This window comes from Pseudoalteromonas sp. AS71 (assembly GCF_038900275.1).
GTDB lineage: Bacteria > Pseudomonadota > Gammaproteobacteria > Enterobacterales > Alteromonadaceae > Pseudoalteromonas.
This window is the reverse complement of sequence record NZ_JBBMQZ010000012.1, coordinates 90,802-103,268: the sequence shown is the minus strand read 5'-3', so window position 1 is coordinate 103,268 and position 12,467 is coordinate 90,802. Positions and strand designations below refer to the sequence as shown.

The following is a 12,467-nucleotide window of genomic DNA, read 5'->3' as shown; positions in this document are numbered from 1 at the left end:
GCCGCTTTATAGCGGCTTTTTATTCTCTGTATTTTCATGCAGTTCGAGTTTTGGTGCACTCATACCTTTGAGTAACCGACCAAATATATCAGCGCCGGTAATAATGCGCTTCACATCACTCCACACTAACACCACATCGTGATCAATGGCCCCATCAAACGATTTATCTAAAGAATGACTAGCCCGTATTTTTAAAATAACTTCACTCAGGCGCATCGCTTCATCAGCAACAATAATAGGTCTATGACAATAATGATAAGGGTCGAACGACTCTGGTTCAAACAAGGCTGAACGTAAAAAGCCGTCAGCATCTACCACTAATAAAGGCCAACCGTCTTCATTGGTAATGATCACCCAGTTATAACCTGACTTATGTAGTTTTCGTAAAAACTCATTATCAGTCGTTAATGTAAGGTCTGGGAAAATAGGTAAATCAAGCTTAGTCGGCAAAGAAATAATAGAGTCTGGGTCAATTATCTCCCCTTCTTTGGTTACGCTTATTTCATCTAAACTAAAAAAGTTAAGTGCGCCAATTCCCTCAACGTGCTGAACATCAGCCTCTTCCGCTTCTATGTGTTTGCGAATAATACCTCTGAGCTCACTTTCAGCAAAGTACGTAATCCCTTCTTTACCTAGCCATGCATCAAGTATTAAAGCCGTTGGCTTAGCAACTATATAAAACAGAATTTGATAAAACTTAATGAGTGGTGAAAGTAGGCTCGCCATTTTAAGTGCATTACGCGAAAAATAAGCTTGCGGCGTAATTTCACCAATAATAGTAATCGCGATAGTTGAGAATAAAAACGAACTAGCGCCCATTAAAACAGAATCAGAAAGTAGCGTAAGCAGTACGTTTATACCTACGTTACCCCATAAAATAGTCGATAATAAAAAGTTAGAGTCGTTTCGAAGTGCCATCACTTTTATGGCAGCTTCGTTCCCTTTTGTGCTTTCCATTTCGAGCTGGAGTCTGCTTAGCGAAAAAAACGCTAAGTTTAAGCCCGAAAATATTGCCGATTGTGAAATACACAAAGCAATTGCACACCAAATCATGACTTCAAAGGTCATTGTATTTTCCTGTAAGTAATACCAATCCGCTTAATTAAGCGAATTGGTATAAGGCTTATAAAAGCAGTAAACTGCCTAAACCTAAAAAGGTAACAAACCCAACAATATCAGTAACAGTAGTTAAAATTACCGAGCCAGATAACGCAGGATCAATTTTCATTTTGTCTAAAATAGACGGAATAACAACACCTGCTAGTGACGCCGCGACTAAATTCAATAAAATGGCTACCGTTATTGTAATGCTGAGCATTAAATCATTAAACCATAAGAATGTAAGCAGACCTATTACAAACGCCCATACCAAGCCATTTACAGCGCCAACACGTAGCTCTTTTTTTAGTAATGCATTACGGTTTGAGTCTGTAACCTGTCCAAGCGCTAAACCACGCACAATAACGGTTAATGTTTGACTACCTGCAATACCCCCCATAGAAGCAACAACTGGCATTAATACAGCTAGTGCTACAACCTGCTCTATAGTTGCGCCAAATAAACCGATGAACCAAGACGCTAAAAAGGCAGTAGCTAAGTTAATACCTAACCATATACCACGGTTTTTAGCACTTTTTCGCACACTTGCGAACAGGTCTTCGTCTTCACGTAAACCACCGGCTTTAGCGGCAGCTTCATCAGCAATTTCTTGGCGTAATTCATACGCTGAGGCAATGGTTAATCGTCCGAGTAATTTATTATCTGCGTTAACCACTGGCAATGCCATTTTTTCACTGTGGATAACCACTTCTGCTGCTTCATATAAATCATCATCAGCATGGAGCGATGAAAAGTCATGATTTGCCAATGTCATTAAGTTATCGGTGTCGCTGGCTTTTATTAAATCATTTACCGCAACCTCACCTATTAAGCTGCCCTTACGGCTTACTAAATAAATAACTTCACTGTATTGCGGTAAACCTTTATGTAGCAATTTTTTAGCGCCACCGGCGGTTAGCTTCTCTGATACTTTTAAAAAGTCAAAACCTAACCAGTGACCAAGCTGCTCTGGCGGGTATTGCTGCGCTAAGTCGTATTGTTTGGTTTGCGCTTCATCGAGTTGCCTTTTTGCATACTCAACAAATCGCTCTGGTATAACTTCTTCAAGTTCCAGTAACTCTTCTACATTCACTTCATCAAGAAGCTTAAAAGCCTCAGTGTCTTCTAGTGTTTGCAGTAACCACAGACAACTGTCGTCACTTAAATTAACAAAAATTTCGTGTTGCGTGTCTTCGTCAAGTAACTGCCAAATTTCAAGTCGCTGTTCTTTTGGTATCGCCTCAAAAAGTAATGACAGGTGCTCTGTAGAAAGCGTCAACTGCGCATCTGCTAATAATTTATTTTTACGTTCTGTTGTATCGCATTGCAATAAATCATTTATGAGTTGTGGAAGTTGGTCTACCGGATACTCAATCATCTTAAAACCTTAAATTTAAAAGCGTACATTACTCACAGTTTACTTGAACAATAAAAAATTGCAGAAAAAACGTGAACTTATTAAGCATGCGCATGCTATTTTTGCGCATTGTATGGGCAAACTAAATGCAGTACTAATATTTATTTTAAAAAATTAAAAAAACAGTAAAAGGAATTATTTTTAAGAGATTAAACGACAAGTAAGCAAACCAAAGGGATTACTTATAATAAAAAAAATCCCATATTAGCCAGGCTAATATGGGCAAAATCACACAATGAATTAGGTGTTTTTAAATTACGGTTTGTGCTTTAAATTAAAGTCTATCGGTAATATTTCGTACTAAATCAGAATCTACAAATTGAGTAATAAGTGCAGCGCCCCAGGCATAGCCACGCTGTATTGGGTAACCTTTAAAAATCCAGCGTTTACGCACGTGATTAAAGCGCTCTAAATAGTCTTGCTTAGATTGTGGCAAAGGTTGCTCGCCCAATTTATTCCATGCTTTATATACACCTGACATGTCAGACCCTCGCATAAAGCGTTGCAACCAGCGCGGAAAACGTGAAAAGCTAATGGTTGACTGAAAGTCGATAAAATAAGGCTTACCGTCTGCACCACATAAAATATTACCCATATTACGCAAATCTAAATGTACGATGCCTTTGCGGTGCATTTTTGCTACTTGACGCTCAAGCTCACTAAAAAAGTTAACAGGTAGAGTTTTGTCTTCATGAATTAAAGAACGCAGTGGCGTGCCTTCAATATAGTTATAAGCCACAGCTATCGGCGATAACCTACAAAAGCGATTAGCAACTGCGTCAAGCTCAGCTAATCGGCTCAATCCTTTATATTCTTGATTTACAGATAGTCGCGCAAATGTTTTGCGAATAAGCCACGGGCTTTGGCTAAAATCTTTTACGATTAAATCAAATTCATCATCTTTATATCGATACACAATCGCGTTAGCAAAACGCCCCTTATGAACAACACTTAAGTGATGTTGCATAAAAGTATGTTCTGGATATTGCTGCTGTAATTGTACTAACAAATTATTTTCAATCATAACAAACCTAACAAGATGATAACACTGATTGCCTAGGCAACTATATTATCAAAGTTAGATTCTACGCACAATCAGATCAGCTAATTTGCACGCTAACTTTCTATTGAAACAGTATCGCTATTTTATTGATAATCTATTTGTGAGGGGCTACTTCGGGTAATGAATCGAGGTTATTTATAGCTTTGAAGAGTAAGTCTATTATTTGGTTTTTTTCAGGTTCTGAAAAACCACTTAATGCTTGAGCATATACTTCATTTACTACTGGCATTATTTCTGGACAAAGGACTTTACCCTTTTCACTTAAACACAAAATAGTTGAGCGCTTATCAAGCTCACATTGTGTTTTAATAATGAGCCCTTTTTCTTCAAGTCGGTTTAGTAAACGGCTCATAGCGCCACGATCATAAACCATATACTCGCAAAGTCCTGCAAGCGTATTAACCGACTCTCTCGCAAGTAGTACTACCACAATATATTGCGCTGACGTTAAATCCATAGGGAGTAATTTAGCATCGACATGAGTGGCTAATCTCGAACGTAAAAAAGACACTAAACGCCCCAAGTCTTGCTCTGGCGCTAACTCTTCTCGAGTGCAGTGTTTAATTGATGGCATATTTTGCATGGCTATTTCACTATAGTAGATATATTTGCATGCAGATAGACCTTAGCACATACAAAAAATTCAATAATTTTTATAAAAATTAAGCAGCTAAAACTAAGCCAAAAAATAAAGCCGCAGTCTGCGGCTTTATTTTATATAGTTTAAAATTTCGCTAAATTTTAAACTGGCCAACAAGCTGGCCTAAGTTTTCACCACGCGCCGCTAAATGCTGACCAACAGTAGACGTGGTTTTACTTGAAATAGTTAACTCATTAACTATTTCTTGAATGGCAAATACATTACGATTTATTTCTTCTGTAACACTACTTTGCTCCAGGGCTGCCGTTGCAATTTGCGTACTCATATCGTTAATTGATCTAACCGAACTTGTTACTGCACCTAAACTTTCTGAAATAGCACGAGACGATTCAACAGAGCGATTACAGCTATTTTGACTCGCTTGCATTGCGGCCACGGCATCTGATACTAAATTATGCAGCTCACTCAACATTTCACTAATCTCTAGCGTACTAACTTGAGTACGACTAGCTAAACTTCTTACTTCATCAGCAACAACTGCAAATCCTCGGCCTTGCTCGCCCGCTCGCGCAGCCTCTATTGCAGCATTGAGTGCAAGTAAGTTTGTTTGTTCGGCTATTCCGCCTATTACACTTAATACGCTATTAATTTTTTTAGATTGATCACTTAGTGAATCAACTTGTTTAGCGGCTAAGTTTATCTCGCCCATTAAGTTAGATACTTCACTGAGTGAAATATCAACACACTCTTGCGCTTTAGCAACTTCTTGCGTTGCCGCTTGGGTTGACTCTGCTACTTGATTCGTATTTTGAGCCACCTCATGAGAAGTAGCCGACATTTCGGTAATTGCCGTCGCAACAAGGTCTGTTTCATGATTGTGATTAAGTAGCTTGTCTTCAATTAATCGTGTTTGTGTATTTATATCACTAGAGGCTGTTTTTACATCGTGTGTTACATCAACCACATTGGCAATAATGCCGTGAAGTTTACTTACAAACATATTAAATGCTTCGCCAAGTTGGCCTATTTCATCGTTAGTATCAATATCTAAACGTTTGGTTAAATCGCCCTCACCCTTTGCAATGTCGTCAAGGCTTTGCGCCATGCGTTGTATTGGTTTTACCATTGTATTTGCAGCAACTAACGCACATATAATTGTTAACACAACCCAAAACAAAGCAATTAGCAACAAGGTCATTACCTTATCATTCATGTGCTCTTGCATTGCCGTTTGGTATTTAAGTAGTTCAGCGTCTATATCATCCATATATGCGCCAGTACCAATCATCCAGTTTGTTCCTGGGATCATTGCTGCATAGCCCATCTTTTCAACTAAGCCTGTGGTATTTGGTTTTTGAAAATGATAGTTAAAAGCGCCGCCGCCATTTCGAGCCTGATCTAGTAAACCCACTATGATTTTTTTACCGTTAGGGTCAGTCATTCCTATTTTGTTTTGCCCTTCAATAGCATCACCTAATAATGCATGAAAAACACTAACGCCATTTGTGTCGTATATAAAAAAGTAACCACCTTGACCAAACGTTAAGTCTCTTAAAGCATTTTTAGCATCTTGCTCAGAGCCATTTGCTATTTGATAGCGAACAATTTTACTGGCAATTTCCACCTCGGTGCTTAGCAACGTTTGTTTGTCACTTATTAGTTTAGTTTGAAATGCTTCAAAATTTTGTTGCTGATTTTTATTCTCTAAATAATAAGAGCTCAGCATCAAGCTAATCAAAAGTAGCATTAAGGGCAATATAGCTAACAACAAAAGTTTGTTTTTCAAGCTTAAATTACTCATTGTTTCTCCGGGGTTTATAAATGCACATATAGCGACAATAGCCAAAAATTAAATTACGACTATTTACATCGTTTTATTGGGGTTTAAAAGCATAGTAATAAAAACAAAATTAGTGGGAGTAAACTCATACCATGTTCAATTAGCGAATATTATAGTCGCAAGGTAGGTATTTTGACACTAAAAACACTGAGACCTTCGTATTAATTAATGTATAATTTCCCACCCTTTAATAAGAGATTTAGAATTCTAACGGCTGTATTGATCTAAACTTAATTTGATGGCGTATTAAAGCGGCTAATTAATCCCTATGTAATGAGTTAGCGCATTACTCATGTTAGTATAGATTTTAGGTTCATATAAATAATGAACATATAGATATTAATATTTTATTAACATATAATAAGCCTATATCACTAATACCAAATAGCTAGAATGAAATCGGAACGCATCACTTTGAGTCACAGTTATAATCTAATAAAAATGAATTATTAATGAAATATATTTTATACCTTGCACTTTTAGTGTCTGCTCATGCATTCTCAGCACCTGTAAATAATAGTATCGCTTTTTACTACTCAGCGCCGATGCCATTAGCCGAAATGACCTTTTATTCTCGCGTTGTAGTCCAGCCTGATCTTGTGACCGAGCACGAGCTTAATTGGTTTAAAAAACGAAACATTGCTGTTTACGCTTATTTAAGTGTGGGTGAATCGTTTAATAAAAGTAAGTCTTCACTTTCAGTTAATCCTAACTGGAATAGCCATATTTCCGATTTAACATCTACGCATTGGCAACAACAAATGCAAGATAGCGCAGTTACTTTAAAAGCACGTGGTTTCAGTGGTTTATTTTTAGATACCCTAGACAGTTATCAACTTTTAGATGACAAGCACAGTAAATCAGATCAACAAGATGGCTTAGTCGCGATTATAAAAAACCTCTCTGATACGTTTAATAAGCATCTTATTCTTAATCGAGGCTTTGAGTTATTACCAAAGTTAACGGGTCTAGCTAATGACTTAGTTGCTGAAGGTTTATATAGCCATTACAACCCAACTAATAACAGCTACAAATTAACTACTGAAAACGATCAAGCTTGGCTAAGCGCACAATTAAAAACAGCACAAAACTTAGGTTTTAAAGTACAAGTTATTGATTATGCACAGCCTGACAACCGCCTTGCTATGGCGCAAAAAATAAAACAAGCTGGCTTTACTCCCTGGGTAACAGATGGGCACTTACAAACATGGGGTACATCAACTATATCACCAGTACCAAGACGCATCCTCATTCCGTACAATAGTAATGTAAAACCACTCATTTACACTACCGTACATTTAAAGCTTGCGACCATGATTGAGTATTTGGGGTACATACCTGATTACATAGATATGGCAAAGCGCGATTTACCTTTGGTTGATCCTAGCTTACATGCTGGTATTATTTCGTGGACATCAAGTGACGCATTTTACACGCCAACACTTACCAATTGGCTTGAAGCTAATTTAGGTGTTGTGCCAGAACTTATTTTAGGCGAGTTACCACAGTCAACTAAATTACTATTTAGCATGGGTATTGAGTCGTTAAACACACTACCTGAAGGTCCATATAAACAAGATAGCTTTGCACCTTGGCTCAAAGGAGAATCCACAACACCTCCCCCTATCGTCAAACCATATTTACTAAAATTAGCAACTGAAGCGACTCCTTTAATTACAATAAAATCATCGGATGACACAATAGTTGTACAAGCGGCTAAAACTAAATATGGCGCAGTCGTGGTTGCTCCTTGGCTAATTGATACCTTTCCGATGGAAGGCAGCAAATGGGTTATTGATCCACGTACACTACTAACTCAGGCTATGGAATTACCACCTATATTAGTGCCAGATACAACCACCGAAAGTGGCAGGCGAATGCTTACGCTGCATATTGATGGCGATGGATTTACAAGTGTTGCCCATTACGAAGGTAAGCCATATTCAGCAGAAGTGATTCGAGATGAAATAATTAAACGCTATAAACTGCCTTTGACGTCATCTGTGATCCAAGCTGACATTGAAGAAGGCGGTATTCACGCTAAACAAAGTGCCAAACTTGAAGGCATTGCACGTAGTATTTTTAAGCTGCCTTACGTAGAAGTTGCTTCACACACCTATAGCCACCCCTATTTTTGGACTGCTCTATCTGGGCGAAAAAAAATAGATGAAGACGACACTGATTACGGTTTTCATCTAGATGTACCTGGCTACAACACCATCAGCCTTAAAAAAGAAATTACAGATTCGATAAAATATATTGATGGAAAACTCACACCTAAAAATAAAAAAACAGTGATGATGTTATGGTCAGGCGATGCAACACCTGGTCCTAAAGCGCTTGAACTGGCTCGTGATGCTGGTGTGCTAAACGTCAATGGCGGCAACACTGATGTAAATTCCGATAACCCTAGCCTTACACATATATCACCTATTGGCCGCCCTGAAAGAGATTTGCTGTATCAAATTTATGCCCCCATATTAAATGAAAATGTTTACACTAACTTATGGCATGGCCCTTATTATGGCTTTAGACGCTTAACTGAAACTTTCGAAATTACAGAAAAGCCATATAGGTTAAAACCTTACACTATTTACTATCACTTTTATTCAGGTGAAGTTCTTGCGGGTTTAGACGCTCTTAAACACAACATAGATTATGTTTTAGCAAGACCAAATACGCCTGTGCATTTAAGCCATTATGCAAAAGTAGCAAAAGATTTTTATTTTTCTGCACTTGCAAAAAACAGTAATAATGAATGGCTATTTAGCTCAAAATACATTCGTACTTTACGAATTCCTACTGATTTTGATATGCCAAACATAGCTCAAAGTGAAGGTGTATCGGGTGTAACTGAAAAAGGTGACTATATACACATTATTAATAACGTAGCTCGTCTTAGCTTTGATCACAGTCAAAATAGTAAAAAACCTTATTTAGCGTCTGCAAATGTTGTTATTGATAACTGGCAAGTTAACGGACCTGTTAGCTTTAAAGCGTGGGTACCTGCTTCACTTGATTTAATAAATGCACGTTCTTGCGAGTTTGTATCTAGTTTGGGAGAGCACTTTAAAGGTATTTCACGCGCTAATGTGACGCACTTTAATCTGCCAAAAGGTCAATTTTATGGCTATCTTAACTGCAATGGAGTCGCTCCATAATGAATGCTAAAAAGCGCCCTCAGTTAATTTCTGTAAAAACAATATTAGCAATATTAGCTGTAAGTTGCTTTGCACTTTATGCATTATTTCCTCACACCTTATTTTTTGAAGATGATGAACTTTCACAAGACTATACCTTTGAGAAGTCTTACCTTAATGCAGCGCTCAATACAGAGCCCGACAACGAAAAGCTACGCGCAAAATTAGTTGAGCTACATATAGGGCTTAGTGAGTATTCACAAGCTACTAACGAGCTTGAAAAGCTACCTAGGGGTGAGCGCAAAGCAACACTTGAAATAAAGCTGCTCTACTCATTATGGCTAGCAAGCGGTGCTAAAGTTGACGACCGCTTTGAAGAACTATCTTTAAAAATTGGTGCTCATAAAAACTGGAACGAACAAATATTAACTATTGCAAAAGCAGTTGGGTTAAATGCAAAAGTTGCTCAGTACTATCAAAAAAATAAACAGCCTCTCCTTGCAGCCGATTACTGGTTAAGTGCAGGCGAACCAGACAAAGCATTCGCTATTTATAAAACAAATATAAATGCTGATATTGCAGCTAAAGCGATTGAAACTGCACTTGGTGCAAATAACCCGATACAAGCTTATGCATGGTGGAAAACCTATGGCGACCAAGCCAATATTAAACGCACACTTTATTTGGCTAACTTAGCAGGCAATACAGAAGATGCGGCTCAAGCCATTGAAAGTTTATTAAAAGCTGAGCCAAATAACACAGAGTACTTAACACAAGCGATGCACCTGCGTTTAGCAAATGCAAATGCAAAAGGGGCAGAGCAATTACTCGCAAAGTTATTACTACAAAGCCCAGCTGACAAAGAGCTACATTTATTAAATTGGAAGATAAAGCGCTGGCAAAACAAGCCTAAAGAAGCACTTCGAGAGTTTAAATGGCTAATGTCTAACAAAGCTGTAACTCCTGCGATGCTTACCGATAGTATTAACGATGCCACCGCTTTATATTTATACCAAGACGCTAATGATATATACGAATATAAAGCCCAAAATAGAAATCTAAAAGGTAATGGCTTTGCTAATTGGATGCAAGCTAACGAATTTATTGGTAACACAAAGCAAGAATTAAATAATATTGAACGCTTTGAGCAAATAAATGGTAAAAGTGCATTATCACAATATTGGAAAGCAAAAGTACTTCACGATACTGGTAATTTAAAAGCATTAAGAGCTTTGTGGCCTACATATAAAGGGCCTAAAAATGAAGAAGATTTACTTTGGATTGCCCGCGCATTTTGGCTAGATGATGACTTTTCTACAGCTCTGCAAGTACTAAAAAACAAACATGAAAGTTCTGACGATGAGTTTTGGAGCGCCAATGTTGACATGGCAATGCGAGTTAAGGACAAAGCTCATGAGGTATATGCATTAGAGAAGTTACAAAAAATAAGTCCTTTGAGCGTAGGCGACATGCTGCACTACCAACAACTGCGCTTTGAAGGTCGGCCTCAGGAGCTTCTTGATTATTTATGGAAAAGTGAGTCGCAAACTGACCGTCAATTGATTCAAATTGCATTATTAAGCACACAAGTAAATGATGCTAAATCAGTTGCACGTATTCATGCTGAACTTGATAAGCAGCGCTACAATAAAGCTCTCTACCCTGCTTGGTTAATTCTTTCAAATTGGTATCAAAACCAAAGTGATTTAAATTCAGCTTATACGACTTTAAACCGCGCCGCTAAATTAAGTGAATATGACTCTGATGTTTTGCTGGCACAAGGTTGGTTAGCGCTGCAAATGCACGACACCGTGATGATTAGCCGCATTTTAGCTCGCTATTCTCAAAGCGACCCTTCCTATGCGTGGACCCAGCTATTAGCAAGCTTATCTATTCACGAAAAGTCATATAACAGTGCTTACTTTTATTTGCGTAAATTAGCCATTGCAGATCCAAGCGATTTAACAACACTGGTTAACTTAGCCGATGTAATGAAGCAACTTGGTTATTATGCAAATGCTGCTGAACTTAATCACTATTTACTGCAACACTTACCTAAAGATAAATATGCATACAGAGGCTTAATGTTCCGCTGGGCGGGCGCGATGGCTGTTCCTCATTTAATGCAATTAAACACAATGGAAGAACTTGCCCCCGACACTATTGGTGAGCCCCAAACAAACTGGTGGTTAGCGCGCAGAGCTGCACAAAAATTAGAGCCATGGCAAAAACTACAACTTTATATGACCAACGGCGAATTTAATAAAGCGAAACAACTTTTAGCAGAAGGCTCACTAAGCAAATTAGATGAACTAAACGCCCTACTCTATCTAAAGCAGCCATACGCAACAATGCAGCGTTGGTATGAAGAACTGACTGGTGAGCTTGACGAATCACAATTGAGCTTACTTAGAAATGCACGTGCATCCTACTTTAGGGCGCTTGAAATTAACCTATCGCCAGAGGCTGGTTTAAACAGTAGCCAGTACGATGTAAACGTTTATTTTCCTTATGCTAATGGGCAATGGAAATTAAGTTTAAGTAATCAGCAAAATCTTGATAACAACGGATTACTGTTTGCGATAGAAGATAAAATGACATTTGGTCGTTGGTATTTTGATGCAAAAATAGATTCTCACCAAGGCAGCTTAGTTAGCCGCCAAGGTCTTAGCTTAGACTCTCGTTATCAATGGGATTCGCGTACACAGATAGGTTTAAAGCTTGAATATAATGTTGAAAACCGCCAATCAGAAGCGCTACTTAGTTATGCTCAACTAGATAAAGCCACGGCCTATGTTAACTACAACATTGATGGTAGACAAAACGTACAACTATCAGCAGCAGCGATGTCTTTTTCTCGAAGAGACGATGGCAGCTCACTCATTAATGGCCAAGAATATTATGCACGTTACCAGTACAGCATTTTAAAAGATCGCCCAATTTGGAACGCTTATTTTAGTGCACAATGGCAAGACTTTGAACGTGTAAATGCATTAATAAATACAGACACAAGACCTCTAAGAGTTGACCTTCAACCATTTAGGCGCTTTGCACTAGGTACCTCATTTGCCTCAACGGGTTCGTTAGAGCCGCCTTATTTAGGCGCAAACCCTTCATGGCTATTCGATATAAGTACTGGCTATCAAACACTTAACGATACAGTAGATGTATCTGTTTCGAGTGGCGCAGGTTGGTCTGTACTAGGCGATGATTTATTTAAATTACAGCTGGGTTACCAAAGTAGTAATAAAGTGGGTAACTCAGATACACAATTACAATTAGGTTATTACGTACATTTTTAATGTTAG

Annotated in this window: 7 protein-coding genes; 2 read left to right on the top strand and 5 right to left on the bottom strand. The window is 38.1% G+C overall.

Annotated features, from left to right (window positions below; all coding sequences use genetic code 11):
• Window positions 1-6: 6 nt before the first annotated feature.
• From WNY98_RS10900 to WNY98_RS10880, 5 genes are all read right to left on the bottom strand, one after another.
• Window positions 7-1,068 carry a CNNM domain-containing protein gene (locus tag WNY98_RS10900; protein ID WP_076925166.1) on the bottom strand — a complete coding sequence of 354 codons (1,062 nt, stop codon included), beginning with the start codon at window positions 1,066-1,068 and terminating at the stop codon, window positions 7-9.
• Between the two features lie 55 nt (window positions 1,069-1,123).
• Window positions 1,124-2,476 carry a magnesium transporter gene (locus WNY98_RS10895; RefSeq protein ID WP_342877900.1) on the bottom strand — a complete coding sequence of 451 codons (1,353 nt, stop codon included), beginning with the start codon at window positions 2,474-2,476 and terminating at the stop codon, window positions 1,124-1,126.
• Window positions 2,477-2,789: 313 nt separating this feature from the next.
• Window positions 2,790-3,539: a serine/threonine protein kinase gene (locus WNY98_RS10890; protein WP_294122314.1), complete on the bottom strand. Its 750-nt coding sequence runs from the start codon at window positions 3,537-3,539 to the stop codon at window positions 2,790-2,792.
• 133 nt (window positions 3,540-3,672) lie between these two features.
• Window positions 3,673-4,161, bottom strand: a complete 489-nt coding sequence (locus tag WNY98_RS10885) for a MarR family transcriptional regulator (RefSeq protein WP_342877899.1) — start codon at window positions 4,159-4,161, stop codon at window positions 3,673-3,675.
• 151 nt (window positions 4,162-4,312) lie between these two features.
• Window positions 4,313-5,980 carry a methyl-accepting chemotaxis protein gene (locus WNY98_RS10880; RefSeq protein WP_342877898.1) on the bottom strand — a complete coding sequence of 556 codons (1,668 nt, stop codon included), beginning with the start codon at window positions 5,978-5,980 and terminating at the stop codon, window positions 4,313-4,315.
• A 491-nt stretch (window positions 5,981-6,471) separates the two neighbouring features.
• On the opposite strand from WNY98_RS10880, the gene WNY98_RS10875 reads away from it, so the two are divergent.
• Window positions 6,472-9,180, top strand: coding sequence for an endo alpha-1,4 polygalactosaminidase (locus WNY98_RS10875; protein ID WP_342877897.1), 2,709 nt, complete (start codon window positions 6,472-6,474; stop codon window positions 9,178-9,180).
• The gene (locus WNY98_RS10870) at window positions 9,180-12,461 is read left to right on the top strand and encodes a tetratricopeptide repeat protein (RefSeq protein WP_342877896.1); all 3,282 of its coding nucleotides are present in this window, start codon (window positions 9,180-9,182) and stop codon (window positions 12,459-12,461) included. The genes WNY98_RS10875 and WNY98_RS10870 overlap by 1 nt, the downstream gene beginning before the upstream one ends.
• Window positions 12,462-12,467: the final 6 nt, after the last annotated feature.